The 24,266-nt window shown below is 67.1% G+C and carries 20 protein-coding genes; 7 read left to right on the forward strand and 13 right to left on the reverse strand.

The features are described 5' to 3' along the window. Nucleotides 1–2: 2 nt before the first annotated feature. From IPU70_RS17235 to phoB, 7 genes are all read right to left on the reverse strand, one after another. A complete protein-coding gene (locus tag IPU70_RS17235) occupies nt 3–548 on the reverse strand; it encodes a sigma-70 family RNA polymerase sigma factor (protein ID WP_207468938.1) in 546 nt (181 codons plus the stop codon). A gap of 176 nt (nt 549–724) precedes the next feature. Beyond that, complete coding sequence (gene serA / locus IPU70_RS17240; RefSeq protein ID WP_207468940.1) at nt 725–1,924, reverse strand: phosphoglycerate dehydrogenase; 1,200 nt, start codon at nt 1,922–1,924, stop codon at nt 725–727. Between the two features lie 170 nt (nt 1,925–2,094). Continuing rightward, nucleotides 2,095–2,553 carry a DUF411 domain-containing protein gene (locus IPU70_RS17245; RefSeq protein WP_013391247.1) on the reverse strand — a complete coding sequence of 153 codons (459 nt, stop codon included), beginning with the start codon at nt 2,551–2,553 and terminating at the stop codon, nt 2,095–2,097. Nucleotides 2,554–2,628: 75 nt separating this feature from the next. Next, nucleotides 2,629–4,029, reverse strand: coding sequence for a heavy metal sensor histidine kinase (locus tag IPU70_RS17250; RefSeq protein ID WP_207468942.1), 1,401 nt, complete (start codon nt 4,027–4,029; stop codon nt 2,629–2,631). Continuing rightward, the gene (locus tag IPU70_RS17255; RefSeq protein WP_207468944.1) at nt 4,026–4,715 is read right to left on the reverse strand and encodes a heavy metal response regulator transcription factor; all 690 of its coding nucleotides are present in this window, start codon (nt 4,713–4,715) and stop codon (nt 4,026–4,028) included. The genes IPU70_RS17250 and IPU70_RS17255 overlap by 4 nt, the downstream gene beginning before the upstream one ends. Nucleotides 4,716–4,788: 73 nt before the next feature. Then, nucleotides 4,789–6,096 carry a phosphate regulon sensor histidine kinase PhoR gene (gene phoR, locus IPU70_RS17260; RefSeq protein WP_013391250.1) on the reverse strand — a complete coding sequence of 436 codons (1,308 nt, stop codon included), beginning with the start codon at nt 6,094–6,096 and terminating at the stop codon, nt 4,789–4,791. Nucleotides 6,097–6,108: 12 nt separating this feature from the next. Next, entirely contained in the window at nt 6,109–6,807 is a 699-nt protein-coding gene (gene phoB / locus IPU70_RS17265) for a phosphate regulon transcriptional regulator PhoB (protein WP_006227196.1), read from the reverse strand. A gap of 161 nt (nt 6,808–6,968) precedes the next feature. Between phoB and ubiE the strand changes: the two genes are divergently transcribed. The 6 genes from ubiE (at nt 6,969) to rfaE2 (ending at nt 12,881) form a co-directional block, all read left to right on the forward strand. Next, nucleotides 6,969–7,742, forward strand: coding sequence for a bifunctional demethylmenaquinone methyltransferase/2-methoxy-6-polyprenyl-1,4-benzoquinol methylase UbiE (gene ubiE / locus IPU70_RS17270; protein WP_207468946.1), 774 nt, complete (start codon nt 6,969–6,971; stop codon nt 7,740–7,742). A gap of 179 nt (nt 7,743–7,921) precedes the next feature. Continuing rightward, entirely contained in the window at nt 7,922–8,926 is a 1,005-nt protein-coding gene (locus IPU70_RS17275) for a Tim44 domain-containing protein (protein ID WP_013391252.1), read from the forward strand. Nucleotides 8,927–9,111: 185 nt separating this feature from the next. Continuing rightward, on the forward strand, nt 9,112–9,750 hold the full coding sequence (locus IPU70_RS17280; protein ID WP_207468949.1) for an SCP2 domain-containing protein: 639 nt from the start codon (nt 9,112–9,114) through the stop codon (nt 9,748–9,750). 3 nt (nt 9,751–9,753) lie between these two features. Further along, nucleotides 9,754–11,307: a ubiquinone biosynthesis regulatory protein kinase UbiB gene (ubiB, locus tag IPU70_RS17285; protein WP_207468950.1), complete on the forward strand. Its 1,554-nt coding sequence runs from the start codon at nt 9,754–9,756 to the stop codon at nt 11,305–11,307. A gap of 184 nt (nt 11,308–11,491) precedes the next feature. Further along, on the forward strand, nt 11,492–12,370 hold the full coding sequence (locus IPU70_RS17290; protein ID WP_013391255.1) for a ferritin: 879 nt from the start codon (nt 11,492–11,494) through the stop codon (nt 12,368–12,370). A 22-nt stretch (nt 12,371–12,392) separates the two neighbouring features. After that, complete coding sequence (gene rfaE2, locus IPU70_RS17295; protein ID WP_207468952.1) at nt 12,393–12,881, forward strand: D-glycero-beta-D-manno-heptose 1-phosphate adenylyltransferase; 489 nt, start codon at nt 12,393–12,395, stop codon at nt 12,879–12,881. A 21-nt stretch (nt 12,882–12,902) separates the two neighbouring features. Here the strand turns inward: rfaE2 and IPU70_RS17300 are convergent, their stop codons facing one another. The 6 genes from IPU70_RS17300 to IPU70_RS17325 form a co-directional block, all read right to left on the reverse strand. Continuing rightward, entirely contained in the window at nt 12,903–14,234 is a 1,332-nt protein-coding gene (locus IPU70_RS17300; RefSeq protein ID WP_207468954.1) for a TolC family outer membrane protein, read from the reverse strand. A gap of 80 nt (nt 14,235–14,314) precedes the next feature. Continuing rightward, a complete protein-coding gene (locus tag IPU70_RS17305; protein WP_207468956.1) occupies nt 14,315–14,995 on the reverse strand; it encodes a protein-L-isoaspartate O-methyltransferase in 681 nt (226 codons plus the stop codon). Between the two features lie 101 nt (nt 14,996–15,096). Further along, nucleotides 15,097–15,939, reverse strand: coding sequence for a bifunctional hydroxymethylpyrimidine kinase/phosphomethylpyrimidine kinase (gene thiD, locus IPU70_RS17310; RefSeq protein ID WP_207468958.1), 843 nt, complete (start codon nt 15,937–15,939; stop codon nt 15,097–15,099). Continuing rightward, nucleotides 15,936–16,739, reverse strand: a complete 804-nt coding sequence (locus tag IPU70_RS17315) for a thiazole synthase (protein WP_013391260.1) — start codon at nt 16,737–16,739, stop codon at nt 15,936–15,938. The genes thiD and IPU70_RS17315 overlap by 4 nt, the downstream gene beginning before the upstream one ends. A 149-nt stretch (nt 16,740–16,888) precedes the next feature. Next, nucleotides 16,889–17,866: a cobalamin-binding protein gene (locus IPU70_RS17320; protein ID WP_207468959.1), complete on the reverse strand. Its 978-nt coding sequence runs from the start codon at nt 17,864–17,866 to the stop codon at nt 16,889–16,891. A gap of 53 nt (nt 17,867–17,919) precedes the next feature. Then, the gene (locus IPU70_RS17325; protein WP_207468961.1) at nt 17,920–19,965 is read right to left on the reverse strand and encodes a TonB-dependent receptor; all 2,046 of its coding nucleotides are present in this window, start codon (nt 19,963–19,965) and stop codon (nt 17,920–17,922) included. A gap of 442 nt (nt 19,966–20,407) precedes the next feature. Between IPU70_RS17325 and metH the strand changes: the two genes are divergently transcribed. Continuing rightward, entirely contained in the window at nt 20,408–24,181 is a 3,774-nt protein-coding gene (gene metH / locus IPU70_RS17330) for a methionine synthase (protein ID WP_207468963.1), read from the forward strand. Nucleotides 24,182–24,266: the final 85 nt, after the last annotated feature.

Consider the following 24,266-nt stretch of genomic DNA (forward strand, 5'->3'; position numbering starts at 1 on the left):
GGCTAGGGTCTGCGGATACCGGAGGCAGCCAGCCCGGCGTCGATCAGCGCGAGATGCAGCATGGCCTGCGCCAGGTACTTCTGCACCATGCGCATGGACACGCCCATGTGGTCAGCGATCTCGCGGGTGGAAAGCCCATGTATCTGGGCCTGGATGAAGGCTGTGCGCACCTTCTCCGGCAGGCGTCCCAGCCATTCGCCGACTTCCATCAGGGTTTCGATGACCAGCGACTGATGTTCCGGAGATGGCGCATAGGCCATGGGCTGGGCAGCAAGGCTTTCCAGCCAGGCTTGCTCCACTTCCCGCCGTCGCCAGAGATCGGTGCATAAGCCTTGCGCCATGGTGCGCAGATAGGCGCGAGCGGCGCCCGCACTGGCAAAACCGTCGGGCGCCGGCCTGACGATCAGGCGCAGGAAGGCGTCGTGTGCCAGATCGGCGGCGTCAGCGGCGTTGCCCAGCCTGCGGCGCAGCCATCCCAGCAGCCAGCCGTGATGATCACTGTATAGAGCGTGCAGGTCTTGCTGCACGGGGAGATCGGCGGCGGACATCGAGCGGACCCAGGCGCGACAGATGCGCCCTATTTAGCAAGAGTGGGAATGGTTATCGTTTATAACTGAAGTCTGCCGCCTTGCGCAATGCCGATACGCGTTGGGATCTGTGCTGGTGTTGGGGCGCGGCAGCAAAAAGGGCCCGCTGGCGCGGGCCCCTTGTCATCGTCGCAACCTTACAGCCGGTCGCAGCGGACCGTGATCGGATGGTCGCGCAAGGTGGTCATGACGATGTCGTTGACTTCGCCTTCCACGTCGGTGATCACGTAGCCGATCTGGCCGCGCGTCTGCAGGGTCTGGCTGACGATGTTCAGGCCGTGCTGCGCCATCAAGTTGTCCAGCGTGCCCAGCGCGCCGGGAGCGTTGCGGTGCACGTGCAGGATGCGCGTGCCGCCGGCCGGCTCCAGATACGGCAGTTCGGGGAAGTTGACCGCGCCCTTGGTGGTGCCGGCCTGCAGGAAGCGCACCAGCTTTTCGGCCACTTCGCGGCCGATGTTCTCTTGCGATTCCTGCGTGCTGCCGCCGATGTGCGGGGTCAGGATCACGTTGGGCAGGCCGATCAGCGGGCTGGCCAGCGGTTCGTCCGCGCCCTTCGGTTCGGTCGGGAACACGTCCAGCGCCGCGCCGGCCAGATGGCCGGACACAAGCGCCGCGTGCAGCGCATCGATGTCCACCACCGTGCCGCGCGAGGCGTTGATCAGGATGGCGCCACGGCGCATGCGGCCGATGGTTTCCGCGTTCATGATCTTTTCGGTGGTCTTGCCGCCCGGCACGTGCAGGGTCACCACGTCCGCCTGTTCCAGCAGCTCGTTCAAGGTGGCGGCGGGTCGGGCGTTGCCCAGCGGCAGCTTGGCTTCGACGTCGTGATAGACGACGCGCATGCCCAGGCTCTCGGCCAGCGTGCTGATCTGCGAACCGATGTTGCCGTAGCCCACGATGCCCAGCGTCTTGCCGCGGGTCTCGAAGGCGCCTGAAGCGCTCTTGTCCCAGTGGCCCAGATGCACGCGGGCGTTCTTTTCCGGAATGCGGCGCAGCAGCAGGATGGCTTCGCCCAGCACCAGTTCGGCAACCGAGCGGGTATTCGAGAACGGCGCGTTGAACACCGGAATGCCGCGCTGCATGGCTGCGTCCAGGTCAACCTGGTTGGTGCCGATGCAGAAGCAGCCCACGACGCGCAGGTCGGGGTTGCCGGCAAGCAGGGCGGCATCCAGGTGGGTACGAGAACGGATCCCCGCCACCTGGGCGCCGCGCAGGGCGTCGCTCAGTTGCGACGCCGGCAAGGAGGCGGCGTGCGTGACGATGTCGGAGTAGCCGGCGGCTTCGAAGACGGCGCGGGCGCTCGGGTGGATGTTCTCGAACAGGACGATTTGTGCCATGACAGCCTGAGGGGTGGGTGAGGAATCCGTTTTATTGATTGTGGCCCATTTTTGCTGCAGTGCAAGGAGTAGCCATTGGGGCGGTGTGGATGAATTGTTTCAGGTGCGCAAACGACTCGGGCATCGCCCGAAAAGGAGCGATGCCCGAACAGGACGTCGAAAACTGCGCTTTAACGATAGGCCTGGAACACCTTGGCGCCGCCCTGCTTGTCCACCAGGACCACGTCGTGCGGCGTCTTGCGGCCGCCGTATTCGGGGCCGTCCATGCCGGGCGAACCCAGCGGCATGCCGGGCGCGGCCAGGCCGGCAGCGTCGGGCTTTTCCAGCAGCAGGCGGCGCACGTCGCTGGCGGGCACGTGGCCTTCGATCGCATAGCCTTCGACGGCCGCGGTGTGGCAGGAGCCGTAATTGGCCATGCCGGCGTTGCGGCGGATGGGGCCGGTGTCCTGGACGTCATGGGTGGTCACGGCGAAACCGCTGTCGCGCATGTGCTTGACCCAGTCTTCACAGCAGCCGCAGGTCGGGGTCTTCCAGACCTCTACCTTGACGGGCGTCTGGGCGGTGGCGAAAGCGGGCGCGCACAGGGCCGCGGCAAGGGCCAGGCGGCGCGTAAGACGGGAAAGATTCATGATGCTCCGTTGCGGGACGAGGTGAATTCAAGCGTACTGTAGAAGAACGGGAGTGACCCCATTCTGTCCTGCACATTACGTTTTTGTAATGTTGACCGCGGATGCGTGGCCGTCCGGCGCGCGCAGCGTGATGCCGACCACGGTGCCGTGCGCGCCCGAGGCCGCATCGACCTCGCCGCCATGCATGCGCGCGATGGCGCGGACGATGGCCAGGCCCAGGCCGTGGCCTTCGCTGCGTGGCGCGCGCGCCTGGCTGGAGCGGAAGAAGCGGTCGAAGATGCGGGGCAGGTCGGCGGATGGAATGGGCGGGCCAGGATTGCGAACTTCTACCCGTGCGCCCGCGGGCGAAGCCGAGCAGGCCAGCACGATTTCGCCGCCGCGGGGCGTGGCCTTGATGGCGTTGGAGATCAGGTTGGCCAGCGCGCGCCGCACCAGTCCCGCGTTGGCGGCCACGGTAGCGTCGCCCATGCAGCGCAGGTGCACGCCACTTTCTTCCAGCATGGCTTCGTAGTATTCGGCCACGCGCCGCGCTTCGGCGGCCAGCGACACCGGCGCCAGGTCCGCGGCCCGTTCGCCGCGGTCGGCGCGGGCCAGGAACAGCATGTCGTTGACCAGGGTCTTCAGGTCTTCCAGTTCTTCGAGGTTGGATTCCAGCGCGTCGCGCAGTTCGGCCGCATCGCGCGGCGACGACAGCATGACCTGCGTGCCGTTGATCAGCGTGGCCAGGGGCGTGCGCAGCTCGTGCGCCACGTCGGCATTGAAGCCTTCCATCTGCTGATAGGCGGCCTGCAGGCGCTCCAGCGTGCGGTTGAAGGAGCGCACCAGATCATGCAGCTCGCGGTCGGTATCTTCCAGCGGCAGGCGCCGTGCCAGATTGTCGGGCTGGATGCTGGCGGCCTGTTCGGACAGCCTGCGCGCCGGCGCCATGCTGCGGCGCACGGCCCAGGCCGCCAGCACCACCGTGGCGCCCACCCACAGCGCGCAGATCAGCACCAGCGCGGTGCCGTAGGCATACAGGAACTGCGAGCTGGTGCGCGTGCTGACCGCCACGGTCAGTTGCGCGCCGGGCAGGATGCGGTCGTTCATGGCGACCCGCAGGCCGCGCATGCGGCCGCCATCGGCGGTTTGCAGCACGACCTGCCTGCCGTCCCCGGTCGTCAGGGTTTCGGGCGCGGGGCCGCCGTAAACGGAGCGGCCCTGCGCATCAACGATCCAGATGCCCAGCTGGCCTTGGCCCGCGCGCATCTCGTCGAAGGTGGCGGCCAGGTCTTTCAGGCCGCGGGCGTTGTTCTGCATGTCGATCAGGTGATCGATCAGTTCCAGCTTGCCGCTGACCTCGGTGATTTCCTGGCGCTCCACTTCGCGCTTGAGCGCCCAGAACAGCGTGGCTCCCGCCAGGCTGGACACCAGCAGGGCGATGGCGCCCAGCAGCAGGGTCAGCCGCGCCTGCATCGAGCGCACGCGTAACGGCGTCATGCGGGGCGGCCATCCGCGGGGCGCGATTCCAGCACGTAGCCCATGCCGCGCACGGTGTGCAGCAACTTGGTGTCGTAGGGGTCGTCCAGCTTGCTGCGCAGCCGCCGCACCGCCACGTCGATGACGTTGGTGTCGCTGTCGAAATTCATGTCCCAGACCTGCTCGGCCAGGGTGGTGCGCGACAGCACCTGGCCGTGGCGGCGCAGCAGCAGGGCCAGCAGATTGAATTCCTTGGCGGTCAGGTCCAGGCGGCGGCCGCCGCGTTGGGCGCGGCGGCGGGCCAGGTCCAGTTCCAGGTCGGCCAGGCGCAGCAGGGTGGGCTCTTGCGAGCGTCCGCGGCGCAGCAGCGCCTGCACCCGCGCCAGCAGTTCCGAAAAGGCGAACGGCTTGACCAGGTAGTCGTCGGCGCCGCCTTCCAGGCCGCGCACGCGGTCCTCGACCGCGTCGCGCGCGGTCAGCATCAGGATGGGGGTGTCTTTCTGTTCGCGCACCGCGGCCAGCACGCCGAAGCCGTCCACGCCCGGCAGCATCACGTCCAGCACGATCAGGTCGTAGACGCCTTCGAGCGCCAGATGCAGGCCGTCCACGCCGTCGCGGGCCAGATCCACGACGTGGCTTTGCTCCGACAGGCCCTTCTTGAGGTAGTCGGCCAGTTTGGGTTCGTCTTCGATGACCAGGATGCGCATGGCCGGAAATTTACCATTCGCGCGGCACTTGGGCCTGTGCATGGCAAAGTTGCCTTGCACAGGCTCGGGCGGTTCAGGCCGGGCTGTCGATGGCTATCCGGTCGGGCGGAAAGCGCAGGGCGAACACGCTGCCCTTGCCGGGTTCGCTGGTGATCAGCAGTTCGGCGTCATGGCGCATGGCGATGTGCTTGGTGATCGCCAAGCCCAGGCCGGTGCCGCCCACCGCGCGCGAACGGCCGCGGTCGACGCGGTAGAAGCGTTCGGTCAGGCGCGGCAGATGGCGCGCCGGGATGCCGATGCCGGTGTCCTGCACGCTGTAGCGCGCGCCGCCGTCTTCCTCGCGCTCCCAGCGCACGGTGATGGTGCCGCCGTCGGGCGTGTAGCGCACGGCGTTGGTCAGCAGGTTCGACAACGCCGAGGTCAGCTCGGTTTCGGCGCCCAGCACGTCCAGGGATTCGTCGATGTGCCATTCCAGCACATGGCGGCCGCCCGACAGCGCCTCGATCTGCTGGCGCGCCTTCTGCAGCAGCGCACCCATGTTGACGGCGCGCGGGTCGCTGCCCGGCGACGACTCCAGCGTGGACAGGGTCAGCAGGTCTTCGACTATGGCCTGCATGCGCTGGGCCTGCTCGTGCATCATGTCGATGTACTGCTCGCGCTGTTCGGCGGGCAGGGCGTCGGCGGGCATGTCGCGCAGCGTTTCCAGAAAGCCCGCCAGCACCGTCAGCGGCGTGCGCAGTTCATGCGAGACGTTGGCCACGAAGTCGCGGCGGGTGGTCTCCAGGCGTTCGATCTGGGTGACGTCGCGCGTGATCAGCAGGCGCTGATTGCTGGCGTAGGCGGTCAGCTGCATCATCATCAGCCGCTCCTGGCCCTGTTGGCCCAGGCGCACCAGGATGGGATCAGGCCAGGACGGGCGGTGCGCGTACTCCACGAATTCAGGCGCGCGCAGCAGGTTCAGCAGGTTGTGGCCACGGTCGGCCGGCAGGCGCAGGCCCAGATGCTGGCGCGCCATGCGGTTGCACCAGTCGATCTGGAAATCCTCGTTCAAGGTCACCGCGCCGTCCGGCAGCGCTTGGGCTGCGGCCAGCATGCCCTGCATGGTGTTCTGGGTTTCGTTCAGTTCACGGGCGCGGGCGCGGGTGTAGCGGTACAGCGGGGCGAGGATGTCGTCCCAGGGGCCGACCGACGCGGGCGGCGAGGTGTCCGGGTGGTTGGCCCAGTGGGACACCAGGTGCAGGCGCCAGCTGCGCCAGAGCAGCATGGCGGCCAGCGCGACGGAGAATAGTATCCAGCCCGCCGGGTCTCCTATGAGCCATTGGGCCAATAATGCGGCGACCGCCCACAGGGCGACCAGGAAAAGAGTGCGCAGCCAGATCATCGTGCGGGAGTTTTACCGCGTGGGGAGCTGGGCCGTAAACCGGTAGCCGCTGCCGCGGACCGTTTCCACGTGCGCGTCGTGGCCGCTGGGTTCCAGCGCCTTGCGCAGGCGGCGGATGTGCACGTCGACCGTGCGCTCTTCCACGAAAACGTGGTCGCCCCAGACCTGATCCAGCAGCTGCGAGCGCGAGAACACGCGTTCGGGGTGGGTCATGAAGAAATGCAGCAGGCGGAATTCGGTGGGGCCGATCTGCAGCGACTGGCTGTTGCCGGACAGGCGATGCGTCACCGGATCCAGCTTCAGGCCGCCGACGTCGATCACGTCGTCGGTCAACTGGGGCGCGCGGCGGCGCAGCACCGCCTTGATGCGCGCCATCAGTTCCTTGGGCGAGAAGGGCTTGGTGATGTAGTCGTCGGCGCCGGCCTCCAGGCCGTCGACCTTGTCCTGCTCGGAGCCCTTGGCGGTCAGCATGATGACCGGGACGGCGCGGGTGCGCTCGTCGTTGCGCAGCTTGCGCGCCATGGCCAGGCCGGAGGTGCCGGGCAGCATCCAGTCCAGCAGGATCAGGTCGGGAAGCTCGGCACGGATCAGGGTCTGGGCCTGGTCGGCGTCGAAGGCGCGCAGCACCTTGTGTCCGGCGAAGGACAGATTGACGGCGATCAGTTCCTGGATGGCGGGTTCGTCTTCGACGACGAGGATGGTGCTGGACATGGCGGATTGGGCACACTTCTGAGCGCCGGCGCGGCGCGAACATTGCGATAGTATGGCCGCAATATTTCAGGTATGTGACCGCCGGGCGCCATAGTCCGCGTCCGCCGGCCTCCGCGGGGAGCCCGATAGGCTACCATTGAACGATATATCGGGAATTCACCATGCAAAACCCCTCCGAATCGCAACATTCCGCGGATTCCTCGCAATCCACCCATTTCGGCTTCCAGACCGTGCCGGAAGGCGAAAAGGCCCGCAAAGTCGCCGAAGTGTTCCATTCGGTCGCGCAGCGCTACGACGTCATGAACGATTTCATGTCGGCCGGGCTGCACCGCGTCTGGAAGGCCTTCACCATCGGCCGCGCCGCCATCCGGCCCGGCATGAAAGTGCTGGACATCGCCGGCGGCACGGGCGACCTGGCTAAAGCCTTCGCCAAGCGCGCCGGCCCCTCGGGCGAGGTCTGGCTCACCGACATCAACGATTCCATGCTGCGGGTGGGCCGCGACCGCCTGACGGACGCCGGCCTGCTGGTCCCCACCGCGGTGTGCGACGCTGAGCGCCTGCCGTTCCCCACGGGCCATTTCGACCGCGTCAGCGTGGCCTTCGGCCTGCGCAACATGACCCACAAGGACCGCGCCCTGGCCGAAATGACCCGGGTGCTGAAGCCGGGCGGCAAGCTGCTGGTGCTGGAATTCTCGCGCGTGGCCAAGCCCCTGGCGCCGGCCTACGACTGGTATTCCTTCAACGTGCTGCCCTGGCTGGGCAAGAAGGTCGCCAAGGACGAGGCCAGCTACCGCTACCTGGCGGAATCCATCCGCATGCACCCCGACCAGGAAACCCTGGCCGACATGCTGCGCACGGCCGGGCTGGACCGGGTGCAGTACTTCAATCTGACCGCCGGCATCGCCGCCCTGCACGAGGGCGTGAAACTGGGCTGATCCGCGCCGGCCATCTGGATATTTTCACCGTGCCTGCGGGAACTTGTGGGGCGGCGTCTTGTCCGTTATTCTTACGGTATTCAGATTAATGTAAGAAAAGTCGCGACTAAGGTCCCGCGGTTCGTGGGACTTCCTGCTGCTACGGGGCGGCAGGGGCGCGAGTACGAGGGAGCAAACCTATGTCCAAATTCTGTCTTTCGCGGTTTGTCGCCGCGGCGCTGATCGCCATCTCTGGCGCGGCACTGGTGACGGCGTCGTTTGACGCCGAAGCCCGCCGTGCCGGTGGCGGCAGCAGCGTCGGCCGCCAATCCTCCAACGTGACCCAGCAGCGCCAGGCGACCACGCCGCCGGCCGCCGCCAACAACACGGCTGGCGCCACCGCCGCCCCGGCAGCCGCCGGCGCGGCCACGGCCGGCGCTGCGGGCGCTGCCGCCAAGAGCGGCGCTTCGCGCTGGCTCGGCCCCATCGCCGGCATCGCCGCCGGCCTGGGTATCGCCGCCTTGCTGTCCAGCATGGGCCTGTCGGGCGCCTTCGCCGAGTTCCTCGGCTCCGCGCTGCTGATCGCCGCGGTCGTGTTCGCCGTCATGTTCATCATCCGCCGCCTGCGCGGCGCCGGTCCGCGCACCGCCACGCAGGGTGCGTTCAACGGGTCCAACAACACCCCGGGCCAGCAACAGCAGCCGATGTGGCGCGAATCGCTGAAGCCGGCGGCTCCTGCCGCTGCGGCAGCGGTCGCCGCTCCGGTCGCCGCGGCGGCCCCGGCCGCGATGCCCAAGGCGGGCGACGACAACAACTGGTTCGTGCCGGGTGATTTCGACACGCCCAACTTCCTGAAGCAGGCCAAGGATCAGTTCGTGCGCATCCAGGCCGTGTGGGACAGCGGCAGCACCGATGGCCTGCGCGAGTTCCTGACCGACGACCTGATCACCGAGCTCAAGCCGCAGCTGGCTGAGCGCGGCGCGGCACCCAACAAGACCGAAGTGGTCCTGCTGAACGCCGAAATGCTGGGCATCGAAACCGTGTCCGACGGCCACCTGGCCAGCGTGCGCTTCTCCGGCATGCTGCGCGAAGCCCCGGGCGCCGAGGCCTTCCGCTTCGAGGAAGTGTGGAACCTGTTCAAGCCGGCGAACGGTGGCTGGCTGCTGGCCGGCATCCAGCAGATCCCGGTGGATCTCGCCAGCTGAGCCTGGCCGGCCGGGTCCGAATCCCGCCTCCGTTGCGGATGCCGCAAGGCATCTGTTTGAACCGGCCCTTAAAGGGCCGGTTTTTCCATGTGCTTGCGCAAAACACCCATTCATCCAACCCGTTACACTCCCGATTTACCCATTAACTTCGGCAACCCCGGCAACCGGGGCCGTTGCAGACCGTCATGCTGCCTTTTCCGTTCCTGCCCACCCCCTCGCGACTGGCTGTAAGCGCGCTCAACGCCCTGTTGCGGCGCGAGGACTGGGCGCGCGAGCGCCTCGCCCGGCATGCCGGCAAGACCGTGCGTTTTGCGCTGGGCGGCTTCAGCCTGGGCCTGACCATAGACAGCGAAGGCCTGGCGGCCCAGGCCGATGCGGCCGTGGTGCCCGACGTGACCCTGACGGTCGCGCCTGAAAAACTGCCGCTGCCGCGCCTGGGCGCGGACCGCGAGACGCCCGACTTCGCCGAGGCGACCCATATCTCGGGCGACGCGGCGTTGGCGCAAGTGGTGGCGGACCTGTCCAAGCAGCTGCGCTGGGATCCGGAAGACGCGCTGGCCCGGGTGGTGGGCGACATCGCCGCGCTGCGTCTGGTGGGCGGCGCCCGCGCCGCGGCCGGGGGCGCGCGCACGGCCGGCCTGCGCCTGGCCGAGAACGTGTCGGAATACCTGTCCGAGGAAAGCGGCATGCTGGCCAGCCGCCCCGCGCTGGAGCAATGGCGCCTGGACCTGGCCGAACTGAATGCCCGCGCCGACGCGCTGGCCCGCTCGGCCGCCGCGCTGCAAACCCGTCTGGCATCCGCCAGCGCAAAGCGGGGCGCCTGATACATGTTTCCCCTGTTGCGCCTCTTCCGCATCATCCTGGTTTCGCTGCGCTACGGCCTGGACGAGCTGGTGCTCTCCAGCCTGAACCATCCGCTGGCCACCTGCCTCTTGCGCGTCATCCGTCTGGGCACGCGTCCGCGCAAGCCGCGCGGCCTGCGGCTGCGCCTGGCGCTGGAATCGCTGGGTCCGATTTTCGTGAAGTTCGGACAGGTGCTGTCCACCCGTCGCGACCTGATCCCCGCCGACATCGCCGACGAACTGGCCTTGCTGCAGGACCGCGTGCCGCCATTCCCCTCGGCGCAGGCGGCCGCCTGCATCGAAGCGGCGCTGGGCGCGCCGCCCGAGAAGCTGTTCGCCCAGTTCGAAGTGGACCCGGTGGCCTCGGCCTCGATCGCGCAGGTGCACTTTGCAGTACTGCACGACGGCCGCGAGGTCGCGGTGAAGGTGCTGCGCCCGGGCATGCTCAGCATCATCGAGAAAGACCTGTCGCTGCTGAAGGTGGTGGCCCGCATCATCGAGCGCCTGGGCGCCGACGGCCGGCGGCTGAAGCCGCGCGAAGTGGTGGCGGAGTTCGACAAGTACTTGCACGACGAACTGGACTTGGTGCGCGAAGCCTCCAACTGCAGCCAGCTGCGCCGCAACTTCGGCCCCGAGTCGGGCCGCGGCGACATGCTGATCGTGCCCGAGGTGATCTGGGAATACACGGCGTCCACCGTGTTCACCATGCAGCGCATGTACGGCATGCCGGTGGGCCAGGTGGAGCGCATGCGCCAGGCCGGCATCGACATCCCGACGCTGGCGCGCACCGGCGTGGAGATCTTCTTCACGCAGGTCTTCACCGACGGCTTCTTCCATGCCGACATGCACCCGGGCAACATCTACGTGTCGGACCGCCCGGACACGCTGGGCAGCTACATCGCCCTGGACTTCGGCATCGTCGGCTCGCTGTCCGAGTTCGACAAGAATTACCTGGCGCAGAACTTCCTGGCCTTCTTCCACCGCGACTATCGCCGCGTGGCGCAACTGCACATCGAGTCGGGCTGGGTGCCGGCCGATACGCGCGAAGAAGAACTGGAGGGCGCGGTGCGCGCCGTCTGCGAACCTTACTTTGACCGGCCGTTGTCGGAGATCTCGCTGGGACAGGTGCTGCTGCGCTTGTTCCAGACCTCGCGCCGGTTTAATGTGGAGATCCAGCCGCAGCTGGTCCTGTTGCAGAAGACCTTGCTGAACGTCGAGGGATTGGGCCGCCAGCTCGATCCCAACCTGGATCTCTGGAAGACCGCCAAGCCCTATCTGGAACGCTGGATGCGTCAGCGTGTCGGATTCAAGGGGCTGCGGCAGAGCCTGGAAAAAGAAGCCGCGCAGTGGTCGCAAATGCTGCCCGCTTTGCCCAGGCTGGTCCATGACCACCTGAGCCGTCCGAATGTCTCGCCCGCCTTGCTGGCCGAGATGATTCAATTGCGGCGGGCGCAGGAACAGAACAACCGGTTGGTTGCAGCGCTGGTTGGGGTGGCGGCGGTCGCCATCGGGGTCGCGTTATGGGCCTTGACCCGATAGGCGGCGCGATGATCTAGACGGCATCTGTCATGTTTCATTCATGAAACGGTCATCATAGCTTCGCGGTGCACGGCGAAAAATAGCGCTGCGGTGGATGAATGCAGCGCCCTCGCCGGCAAGGCGCGCGCCATTCTTAATTTCTATATCTATAGCCCCACTAGCGGGACGAATACAAGGGCAGACCATGCTTTATCCTGAACTCTTCAAGACCATGGAAGCTGTGCGCTGGAACATGGCGCATGACATACCCTGGGGTGATTTCGATCGCAGCAAGCTCTCGGACGAGCAGGCTCACACGATCAAGATGAATGCCATCACGGAATGGGCAGCCTTGCCGGCCACCGAAATGTTCCTGCGCGACAATCGCGGCGACAGCGATTTCTGCGCCTTCATGTCGGTGTGGTTCTTTGAAGAGCAGAAGCATTCGCTGGTGCTGATCGAATACCTGCGCCGCTTCTGCCCGGACCTGGTGCCGACCGAGGAAGAACTGCACAACGTGCGCTTCGAGTTCGACGCCGCGCCCGAACTGGAAACCCTGATGCTGCACTTTTGCGGCGAGGTCCGCCTGAACCACTGGTACCGCCGTGCCGCCGAATGGCACACGGAGCCGGTCATCAAGGCCATCTACAAGACCGTGGCCCAGGACGAGGCCCGCCACGCCGGCGCCTACCTGCAATACATGCGCCGCGCCTTGCACGATCGCGGCCAGGACACCAGCGAGCAGGCCCGCCTGGCGTTCTCCAAGATCGGCGTGCTGATGGCTTCGGCCGGCCGCACGCAGCAGGCCCTGCACCCGACCAACCTGCATGTGAACAAGGACCTGTTCCCCAACGACACGGTGCAGTCGCGCCTGCCGGAACCGGGCTGGCTGGAGCACTGGCTGGACACGCAGATCCGCTTTGACGGCGAGTGGGAGCAGAAGGTCGCCACCCGCATCCTGCACATCCTGTCCAAGCTGATGGACCGCAGCTTCGAAACGGTGAAGGACCTGAACCGCTACCGCAAGGAAATGACGGCCCTGATCGTGCCCAAGGAAAAGCAGATCATCCTGGGCGGCGCCTGAGGCGGGGCGATACAATCGCCGCATGCCTGCCGCCCGTTTCGAATCCAAGGTCCTGTCCCGCGACGAATGCGTCGCCGCCGTCGCCGCCGGCCGCTTGCCGCGGCCGCTGGTGTTTACCAACGGCGTCTTCGACATCCTGCACCGGGGTCACGCGACCTACCTCGACCAGGCCGCCCAGCTGGGCGCGACCCTGGTGGTGGCGGTCAACACCGACGAGTCGGTGCGCCGCCTGGGCAAGGGCGCCGAGCGCCCGCTGAACCGCATGGAAGACCGCGCCGCCTTGCTGGCCGCGCTGGGCTGCGTGACTGCGGTCACGTCTTTTCATGAAGACACGCCCGAGGCCCTGATCGGCCAGCTCAAGCCCGACCTGATCGTCAAGGGCGGCGACTACGACATGGAAAAGCTGCCCGAGACCGCCCTCGTCAAGTCCTGGGGCGGCCACGCGGTGGCGATTCCGTTCGAGTTCGAGCGCTCGACCACGGCGCTCGTGAAGAAAATCCAGAACAAGTAACCACGGGACCCCGCAGCGGGGTCAGCGCGGCTCGCGCAGCAAGCGGTTGATCGCTTCCAGGTCCGTTTCGGCCAGGATGCCGCTGGTGGCCTTCAGGCGCAGGCTGGTGAGCACGGTGCTGTAGCGCGCCAGGGCCAGGTCGCGCTGGGTGGCGTAAAGCTGCTGCTGGGCGTTGAGCACGTCCAGGTTGATGCGCACCCCGACCTCATAGCCGGTGCGGTTGGCCTCGACCGCGGCGCGGCTGGATTTCTCGCCGGCTTCCAGCGCCTGGATGCGGGCCAGCCCGCTGGTCACGCCGCTGTAGTACTGGCGCGCGGACTGGACGGCCTGGCGGCGCGCCGCCTCGTAGTCGTGGCGAGCCTTTTGCTCCAGCTGGACCTTTTCGGTCACTTGCGACGAGACGCCGCCGCCGGAGTACAGCGGAATCGACAGCACCACCCCGATCGTGCTGTCGATGGGCTTGCCCGGCGCGGCATTGCGCATGACGGCGTCGCTGGCGCTGCCGCTGCTGGCGCGCAGGTTCAGGGTGGGATAATGGCCGCTCTTGGCGATCTGGATCTCGCGGCCGGCGATGCGGGTCAAGAGTTGCGCGCGCAGCACGTCCAGGCTGGAGGCCTCGGCCTGGTTGCTCCAGTCGGCCACGCGGGCGGGCTGCGGCGCCGGCAGCTGCACGCCGTAGGGCAGTTCGGCCAGCGCGCCCGGCGCCGTACCGATGATCTTGCCTAATTCGTCGCGGCGGACTTCCAGGTCGTTCTGCAGGCGCAGTTCCTGCGCCACCACCAGGTCGTAGCGCGACTGCGCCTCGTAGGTGTCGGTGATGGTGGCGTTGCCGAGTTCAAAGTTGCGCTTGGCGGACTCCAGCTGCCCGGCCACGGCGGCTTTTTCGGCTTCGGTGGCGGTCAGCGTGTCCTGGGCATAGAGCACATTGAAATAGGCGTCGGCCACGCGCAGCAGCAGGTCCTGGTAGGCCTGCTGCAGCTGCACCTCGACATCGGCGACGATCAGCTTGGACTGTTCGAAGTTCTGCCAGCGGCCCCAGTCGAACAGCGGCTGGGTCAGGGACAGGTCCCAGACGCCGCGGCCGCCGCTGTAGGCCACGCCCAGGCCGCGGGTGCTGCGGGTTTCCTGGTAGGCGCCGCCGGCTTCGGCGGAGATCAGGGGCAGGAGCAGGGAACGGGCCTGGGGCTCTTTTTCCAGGCCGGCGCGGTAGTTGGCGCGCGCGGCGGCGTAGATGGGGTCATTGCCCAGCGCCGATTGCCAGATCTGGATCAGGTTCTGCGCGCGGGCAAGCGATGGGCCGACGCTTGCGGCGCAGGTAAAAACCAGTAAAGCCGTTAGCAATCGGACACGCATGATGATCAACGATACGCCGGGTCGCCCGGAGCGCCGCTGCCCCCGTCAGAGGGGCAGGCGCCCGGCTGCGGGGTTGGGGATCAGAACTTGAACTGCGAGACCGCGACGCCGCGCAGCGGCTTGATGACGGTTTCGAACAGGTTCACGGTTTCGAAGCTGGCCGCAGTGGTGCGGGTGATGCGACAGGCGGTCATGACGGGGGCCTGGCCCACGATCACGACCAGGCGGCCGCCCACGCGCAGCTGGTACTTCAGCGCGTCGGGAACGGTCGGCACGGAACCCGTGACGAGGATAGCGTCGTATTCGGTGGAGCCCCAGCCGTTGCGGGCGTCGCCGGTTTCGACCTTGACGTTGGTGACGTTGTTCATCTGCAGGTTCTGCTGCGCGAACGTCACCAGGCGGCTGTCGATCTCGACCGAGGTGACCTGCTGCGCCAGATAGCCCAGCAGCGCGGCCTGGTAGCCGGAGCCGGTGCCGATTTCCAGCACACAGTCGGACTTGGTCAGCAGCAGCTCTTGCGCCAGGCGGGCTTCCACCTTGGGCGCCAGCATGTTCTGGCGGGTGTTGACCGCGTTGATCTCAAGCGGCAGTTCCAGGTCGGAAAACGCCAGCGCGCGCAGGGCCGGCGGAACGAACTGTTCGCGGCGCACATCGAACAGCGCTTGCAGCACGTTGGCGTCCAGCACGTCCCAGGGGCGGATCTGCTGTTCCACCATGTTGAAGCGGGCTTGTTCTACGTCGGGCAGGGTCGAAGCGTTCATGACGGTCAGAAAAAACAGAGGAATCAACAGACCATTGTACCGATTCGTAGCGTCCTGTGACGCCGCGCCCCGCCGACAGATGTTTCAGGCGCCGCCTGGGCCTACCACCAGGCGTGGAAGTGATGCACCGGGCCGTGGCCGGAGCCCACCGACAGGCGTTCGGCGTGGCGGATGGCTTCCGTCAGGTAGGCCTTGGCGCGGCGCGCGGCCTCGGGCACGTCCCCGGTTTGCGGCAGCAGCGCGGCCAACGCCGCCGACAAGGTGCAGCCGGTGCCGTGGGTATTGACGGTTTCGATGCGGTGGCCGGGCAATTCGATCATGCGGTCGCCGTCGTGCAGCAGGTCGATGGTCTCGTTGCCGGGCAGATGGCCGCCCTTGACCAGCACCCAGCGTTCGCCCGAGTGTGCGAGCTTGTTGCGCAGGCGTTCGGCCACGCGCCGCATTTCCTTGACGGTTTCCACCGGGCGCTCTTCCAGCAGCACGCCGGCCTCGGGCAGGTTGGGCGTGAGCAGGGTGGCCTGGGGCAGCAGGGCCTCGCGCATGGCGCCGACGGCGTCGCGCTCCAGCAGCAGGTCGCCGCTCTTGGCCACCATGACCGGGTCCAGCACCACATGGGCCGGGGTCCATTTGGCGAGCTTCTCGGCCACCACCTGGATCACCGGCTGCTGGCCCAGCATGCCGATCTTGACCGCGTCGATGCGCACGTCCGCGAACAGCGTGTCGATCTGCTGGCCGACAAAGGCTGGCTGGACCGCCGAAATGCCGGTGACGCCCTGGGTGTTCTGCGCCGTCAGCGCCGCGATCACCGCGCAGCCGTAGGCGCCCAGCGCGCTCATGGCCTTGACGTCGGCCAGGATGCCGGCGCCGCCGGACGGGTCGACGCCGGCGATGGTCAGCGCGTTGGGGATGGGACGGCCGTTGGCGGCCTGCTGGCGGTTGCTCATTTGGGGGCGCCGGCGGTAATCAGCCCTTCGGTGGGCGAGCTGGGGGCGCCGCTGTACAGCTTCTTGGGCATGCGGCCGGCCAGGAAGGCTTCGCGGCCGGCTTCCACGCCCTTCTTCATGGCGCTGGCCATCAGGATGGGATCGCGCGCGCCGGCGATGGCGGTGTTCATCAGGACAGCGTCGCAGCCCAGCTCCATGGCGATGGCCGCGTCCGACGCGGTGCCCACGCCAGCGTCCACCACGATGGGCACGCGGGCCTGGTCGATGATGAGGCGCAGGTTCCAGGGGTTGAGGATGCCCATGCCCGAGCCGATCAGCGAGGCCAGCGGCATCACGGCCACCGCGCCCAGGTCTTCCAGCATGCGGCACTGGATGGGATCGTCGGTGCAATACACCATCACCTTGAAGCCGTCGTCCACCAGGGTCTTGGTGGCCTTCAGTGTTTCGGGCATGTTGGGGAACAAGGTCTGCGGGTCGCCCAGCACTTCCAGTTTCACCAGGTCGTGGCCGTCCAGCAGTTCGCGCGCCAGGCGCAGAGTGCGCACGGCGTCGTCGGCGCTATAGCAACCGGCAGTATTGGGCAGCAGCGTGAATTTCGACGGTGGGACGTAGTCCAGCAGGTTCGGTTCGCCGGGGTTCTGGCCGATATTGGTGCGGCGGATGGCGACCGTGACGATTTCGGTGCCGCTGGCATCCAGCGCCGCGCGGGTCTGTTCAAAGTCCTTGTACTTGCCGGTGCCGACGAGCAGGCGCGACGAGTAGGCGCGGCCGGCGATGGTGAGAGTGTCTTGAGTGGTCATGGCGGAGGTTCAAAGGGCGGGTGCGCACGATGCGAGGCCCGCGGGGACTGGCGATTCGTTGCTCGAATGATAAAGCACGACGCCGCGCGGCAGACGTGCCGGATGAAATGTGGCGTTCCACTATTTGCAGATCGCGGTGCGGACACGGGTCAGCGCAGGCGGTCCAGATCGGCGCAGATCGCCTCGGCGGCATCGATCAAACGCGGACCCGGGCGGTACAGGGCGTCGGCGTCGACGCCGTACACGTGCTCCAGCCGCGCGGCGGGCAGCCCCAGCGCCTGCCAGGCGGCCAGGTTGCGGGCGGCGTCCTCCGGACGGGAGATGCCGGCCAGCACGGCCTCGGGCCGCGCCGCCAGCACGCTTTCCAGCGTGACCTGTGGAGCGACCACCGGCGCCTGGCCGAAGACGTTGACGCCGCCGCAGACGCGCAGCGCGTCGCTGACGATGCTGCTGTCGTTCAGGGTGTAGATGGGATCCAGTCCCGCCTGCACGAACACGCGCACGGGGCGGCGGCCGGCATAGCGCGCGGCCAGGGCGTCCAGGCGCGCGCGCAGGGCCTGGGCCGCGGGCCGCGCCTGCGCCTCGGTGCCGAACAGCGTGCCCATGCGTTCGACCGCGTCGGGGATGGCGGCCAGGGTCTGCGGGTCGCTGTAGAACACCGGTACGCCGAGCTTGTCCATCACGCGCGCCAGCGGCGCAGCGGCGGCGGGCTGCCAGGCGATCAGCAGGTCCGGGCGCACGGCCGCCACGCGTTCGGGATCGGGCTGGGTGCCGTCGCCGATTACGGGCAACTGGCGGGCGGCGGGCGGATAGTCGCTGCCGCGGATGGTGGCGGCGATGCGGTCGCCTGCGCCCGCCGCAAAGACGAGTTCGGTCGCGTGCGGCGCCAGGGTGACGGCGCGCCGGGCGGGGGCGGTCAGCGAGACCGCCCGGCCCTGGTCGTCGCGGACCTGGATGGCCGTGGCCGGGGCAGAGGCAGGCACGGAAGCCGTCGCCGGACTTGCCGCGGAACCTGCGGCGGTCTGCGCCACGGCTTGGCCGGCCGAGGCGCAGACCGCGCACAGCAGCGTACCCAGGGCCAGGAACAGCCCCGGAACGATGCGAGAGCGGGCGCTTGCGTGGGTCATGCAGAAAGCCGATATAGCCAGCGGGGAACGCCGACTATATCGGATGTCCGCGTTCAATAGCGCAGCGTGAGCGACGCGTAGAAGTTGCGGCCCGGCGCGGGGTACAGGCTGTAGTTGGCGACGGGACCCAGCATCTCGAAGGACGCGTTGCCGCCGCGGATGCCGTAGGAGGCGTACTGGCGGTCGAAGATGTTGTTCACGCCGATGGCGCCTTCGATGTTGCGCGTGAACTTGTAGGCCACCTTGGTGTTGAACAGCACGTAGGCATCCAGTTCCTTGGCGAACTGGTTGGCCTGGTCGTTGTCCATGCGCGACTTGCCCACGTATTGCGCCGTGACGTTCCACAGGAACGCATCGGTGGGGCGCCAGGTCACGCCGGCGTTCGCCAGCCACTTGGGCGCCAGCGGCACGGTCTTGCCCGCCAAGTCCACACCGGCGTAAGTGCCGGAGCGGAACTGCGCTTCCATCCAGGTCAGGTTCGCGTCCAGCGACACGCTGCTGGAAATCGCGGTGTGGCCTTCCAGTTCGATGCCTTGGCGGCGGGTCGGGTCCAGGTTGGTGTTGGCGCCGGTGCCCGGGCCCCAGATGCCATCGGCCAGCGGGTTGTACTGGATCTCGTTGGTCAGGTCGTAGCGGAAGTACGACAGGCGGGCGCTGCTGCTGGCCGACTGCCAGGTCACGCCGATTTCCTTGTCGGTCGACGTCTGCGGCGCCAGCGGGTTCTGCACCGACAGCAGTTCGTCGGCATTGGGCAGGCGGAAGCTGCGGCCGACCTTGCCGTACACGCCGAAGCCGGCGGGCAGGTCCTGGCGCACGCCCAGCTGCCAGGCGGTCAGGTGGTTGCTGCGGTCCGACGCCGTGCCCGAGCCGGAGATCACGTCCAGGTCGTCGGATGCGTACTGGCGGCGCACGCCGGCGGTCACGTAGGTGCTGTCGGTGGCGCGCACCTGGCCCTCGGCGAACAGGCCGTACTGGTGCTGGCGCGACTGCCACTTCGACGGCTGGAAGTCGTAATAGGCGTTCTGGTTGGCGGTGGTCTTGGCCTCTTGCCCGTCGGCGCCGAAGACGATGCTGTGGCCGCCGTTGATCGGCAGGCGGTAGCGCACGCTGGCGATGTTTTCTTCCAGCTTCTGATCGCGCTGGATGTCGCCGAAGCCGTCGTACGTCAGGCCATCCAGCTTCTTCTCGCGGGTCGACAGGTCGGCGTACAGGGTGCCGGCGCCGATCGCCTGCTCGAGCTGCAGGCCGAAGGTGGTGGTGGTGGTCTTGACGAAGTCGATGTCGTTCTTCGAGCCGCGCGGGTCGTCCTGGTATTCGTTCAGGCCGGTGGTCGGATTGATCGTGCGCGGGCCGGGCAGTTCCAGCTTCTGCGTGGTGGTGCGGCCATACAGGCGGATCGAGCCGTCGTCATGGCGGAAGGTGATGCCGCCGCCGCCGCCTTCGCGGCGCTCGCCGCTGTGGTCGCGGTAGCCGTCGCTGTGCAGCGACTGCATATAGGCGTCGACGCCGACCTTTTCATTGTTCAGCGCCACGGCGGCGTCGTACTGGCGCAGGCCGTAGCTGCCGAAGGTGGCGGTGGCGCGGGCGGTGACCGGCTCCTTGGCGAAATCCGAACGCGTGATGATATTGATCACGCCGCCGGTAGTGCCGCCGCCGTACTGCACCGAGCCGCTGCCGCGCACGATTTCAATGCGTTCGACCTGATCCAGCGGCACCACGCCCAGGCTCGGCGCCGACAGGTCGTTGGTGTTTTGCTTGACGCCGTCGATCAGGATCAGCGTGTTGCTGGCGCCGGTGATGCCGAAGCCGCGCAGGTCGACGATGGAGTTGTCGCTGGAGCTGCTGGTGTTGATCAGGTGGATGCCGGCCTGGGTCGACAGCACGTCCTGCATGGTGCGGGCGCTAGCCGCGGCGATGTCTTCCGCGGTGATGACCGAGATCGACACCGGCAGCGTGCGGCCGTCGGTCGGCACGCGCTGGGCGGTGACGGTGACGGCGTCGAGCTGGGGAGTGGTGGAGGCGGCTTGCTGGGCGGCGGCGACGGCCGGGGCGGAGCAGAGCAGGGCGCCGGCATAGCGCCGGATAGAGCGGATTTTCATCTACGTAACCTCGATGCGACCCGCGACCCCGCAGGCCATACACGATGGGGAGGACGCCCACGCCGCAGCGGGCCGGTGAGGGCCTGGCGGTATTGCATGGACTTCCTTGCGATCGAACTGGCCGGTATCGGGCTGCCATGGGCGCGTCGCGCGCATGGGGACCGTTGCGGGGGCAGCACAGGCTGGAGCCCGGGTTTGCCGGCGCCTTGTGGGGCCGCAGTCCTGGGAGGTTCTTCCTGTTTCCCGTTTACCTTTCGCGCGCGGCCGGCAAGTGTTGCGTTCTTGCCTGGCCCGTACGCCGAAAGCACCGGTTCGGGGCCGAAACTGTATCACCCGGAGGCGCGAACAGGCCCATTTTGTTACGATCAGGGCTTGTTTTTGCGGCGTTTTTCGCTTTTTCGCCACATAGCGCCGCTGTCGCCAACTCCATCCGGACCTGCCCGTGTCGTATCCCCGCCTGCCTTACCCGCCCGAAGCCTATACCCACGGCGGCGAATTCGCCCGCCTGCTGGGCAAGCGCATCCTGATCCTGGATGGGGCCATGGGCACCATGATCCAGCGCTACAAGCTGGGCGAGGCGGACTTCCGCGGCGAGCGCTTCGCCGCCCACGGCAAGGACGTCAAGGGCAACAACGAGCTGCTGTCGCTGGTGCGGCCGGACGTGATCTCCGAGATCCACCGCCAGTACCTGGAAGCGGGCGCCGACGTCATCGAGACCAACACCTTCGGCGCCACCACCATCGCGCAGGGCGACTACGAGCTGCCGGAACTGGCCTACGAACTGAACCTGGTGTCCGCGCGTCTGGCGCGCGAGGCCTGTGACGCCTACAGCACGCCCGAGCGGCCGCGTTTCGTGGCCGGCGCGCTGGGTCCGCAGCCCAAGACAGCGTCCATCTCGCCGGACGTGAACGACCCGGGCGCCCGCAACGTCACCTTCGAGGAACTGCGAGTCGCCTATGTGGAACAGCTCAACGGCCTGCTGGACGGCGGCATCGACATCGTCCTGATCGAAACCATCTTCGATACCCTCAACGCCAAGGCGGCCATCTTCGCCACCGAGGAAGTGTTCGAGGCCCGCGGCGTGCGCCTGCCCGTCATGATTTCGGGCACGGTGACCGACGCGTCCGGCCGCATCCTGTCCGGCCAGACCGTGGAAGCCTTCTGGAACTCGGTGCGCCACGCGCGCCCCATCACCATCGGCCTGAACTGCGCCCTGGGCGCGGCGCTGATGCGGCCCTATGTGGCCGAGCTGGCCCGCATCTGCGACACCTACGTCTGCGTCTATCCCAACGCCGGCTTGCCCAACCCCATGGCCGAGACCGGCTTTGACGAAACGCCGGCCGATACCTCCGCGCTGCTGGAGGAATTCGCCCGTGCCGGGCTGGTGAACATGTCGGGCGGCTGTTGCGGCACCACGCCGGACCACATCCGCGAGATCGCGGCCAAGGTCATGTCGTTGACCCCGCGCGCCGTGCCGGACATTCCGGTCAAGACTCGCCTGTCGGGCCTGGAGCCGCTGAACATCGACGAGGACACGCTGTACGTCAACGTGGGCGAACGCACCAACGTGACCGGCAGCAAGATGTTCGCCCGCCTGATCCGCGAAGAGAAATACGACGAGGCGCTGGCGGTGGCCCGCCAGCAGGTCGAGAACGGCGCGCAGATCATCGACATCAACATGGACGAGGCCATGCTGGATTCGGTGGCCTGCATGCGCCGCTTCCTCAACCTGATCGCGTCCGAGCCCGACATCGCGCGCGTGCCGATCATGATCGACAGCTCCAAGTGGGAAGTCATCGAGGAAGGCCTGAAGTGCGTGCAGGGCAAGCCCGTGGTGAACTCGATTTCCATGAAGGAAGGGCTGGAGCCCTTCCGCCACCATGCGCGCCTGTGCCGCCGCTACGGCGCGGCCGTGGTGGTGATGGCCTTCGACGAGCTGGGCCAGGCCGACACGCTGGAGCGCCGCAAGGAAATCTGCGGCCGCGCCTATAAGATCCTGGTCGAGGAAGAAGGCTTCCCGCCCGAGGACATCATCTTCGATCCGAACGTCTTCGCGGTCGCTACCGGCATCGACGAGCACAACCACTACGCCGTGGACTTCATCGAAGGCACGCGCTGGATCCGCGAGAACCTGCCCCACGCCCGCATCTCGGGCGGCGTGTCCAACGTCAGCTTCTCGTTCCGCGGCAATGAACCGATGCGCGAGGCCATCCACACGGTGTTCCTCTACTACGCCGTCAAGGAAGGCATGACGATGGGCATCGTCAACGCCGGCCAGCTGGGCGTGTACGCCGACCTGGATCCCAAGCTGCGCGACCTGGTCGAGGACGTGGTGCTGGACCGCGCCGAGCCCGTGGGCAAGACCGAAGCCGACGACGAGCGCACGCCGACCGAACGCCTGGTGCAGTTCGCCGACAGTGTGAAAGGTTCGGGCGCCAAGAAGGAAGAAGACCTGGCCTGGCGCGACGCTGAAGTGGAAAAGCGCCTGTCGCACGCGCTGGTGCACGGCATCACCACCTTCATCGTGGAAGACACGGAAGAAGTGCGCCAGAAGATCTTCGATCGCGGCGGCCGCCCCATCGAAGTGATCGAAGGCCCGCTGATGGACGGCATGAACGTGGTCGGCGACCTGTTCGGCGAGGGCAAGATGTTCCTGCCGCAGGTGGTGAAATCCGCCCGCGTCATGAAGCAGGCCGTGGCCCACCTGATTCCCTTCATCGAGGAAGAAAAACGCCAGATCGCGGCCGCCGGCGGCGACGTGCGCGCCAAGGGCAAGATCGTCATCGCCACCGTCAAGGGCGACGTGCACGACATCGGCAAGAACATCGTGTCGGTGGTCCTGCAGTGCAATAACTTCGAAGTCGTGAACATGGGCGTGATGGTGCCCTGCGCCCAGATCCTGGAAAAGGCCAAGGAAGAGAACGCCGACATCGTCGGCCTGTCCGGCCTGATCACGCCCAGCCTGGAAGAAATGGCCTACGTGGCCAGCGAAATGCAGCGCGACGAGTACTTCCGCAGCCGCAAGCTGCCGCTGATGATAGGCGGCGCCACCACCAGCCGCGTGCACACCGCCGTGAAGATCGCGCCCAACTACGAAGGCCCGGTCATCTACGTGCCGGACGCCAGCCGTTCGGTGGGCGTGGCGACCAACCTGATGTCGGACCAATCGGAAACGTATCTGGCCGAACTGGCCGGGGAATACGAAGAGGTGCGTCGCCGCCACGCCAACCGCAAGGCCACGCCCATCCTGCCGCTGGCCGAAGCGCGTGCCTCGCGCCCCGCGATCGACTGGGACAACTACACGCCGCCGCGCCCCAAGTTCATCGGCCGCCGCACCTTCAAGAGCTACGACCTGGCCGAGATCGCCAAGTACGTGGACTGGGGCCCGTTCTTCCAGACCTGGAGCCTGTTCGGCCCGTTCCCGGCCATCCTGGACGACAAGGTCGTGGGCGAGCAGGCGCGCAAGGTCTACGCCGACGGCCTGGCCATGATGAAGCGCATCATCGAAGGACGCTGGCTCACCGCCAATGGCGTGGTGGGCTTCTATCCGGCCAACAGCATCAACGACGAAGACATCGAGGTCTACAAGGACGAGACCCGCAGCGAGGTGCTGTTCACCTACCGCAACCTGCGCCAGCAGGGCGCCAAGCGTGAAGGCGTCAGCAACAAGTCCCTGTCCGACTTCATTGCGCCCAAGTCCAGCGGCAAACTGGACTATATCGGCATGTTCGCGGTCACGGCGGGCCTGGGCATCGAGAAGAAGGAAGCGGAATTCGAAAAGGCGCTGGACGACTACTCCAGCATCATGCTGAAGTCCCTGGCCGACCGCCTGGCCGAAGGCTTCGCTGAGTGCCTGCATGCCCGCGTGCGCCAGGACCTGTGGGGCTACGCGCCCGACGAGGCCCTGTCCAACGAGGACATGATTGCCGAGAAATACGTCGGTATCCGCCCCGCGCCCGGCTACCCGGCCTGCCCGGAACACGTCATCAAGACCGACATGTTCCGCGTGCTGGACGGCGCCGACATCGGCATGATGCTGACCGACAGCTACGCCATGTACCCGGCTTCCAGCGTGTCCGGCTTCTACTTCAGCCACCCGCAATCGCAGTACTTCAATGTGGGCGTGATCGGCGAAGACCAGCTGCAGGACTACGCCGCCCGCAGCGGCCGCAGCCTCGAGGACCTGAAGCGCACCCTGGCGCCGAACCTGGGCTGACGTTTTGGGGGCGTCAGGCGTACATGCCTGTCAGCCCCCTGTCCTCCATGCGATTCTGCCCGCCAGACGACCGCGCCGTCACGGC

Origin of the sequence: Achromobacter sp. SD115, from assembly GCF_017355315.1 — a bacterium.
Taxonomy (GTDB): domain Bacteria; phylum Pseudomonadota; class Gammaproteobacteria; order Burkholderiales; family Burkholderiaceae_B; genus Achromobacter; species Achromobacter xylosoxidans_B.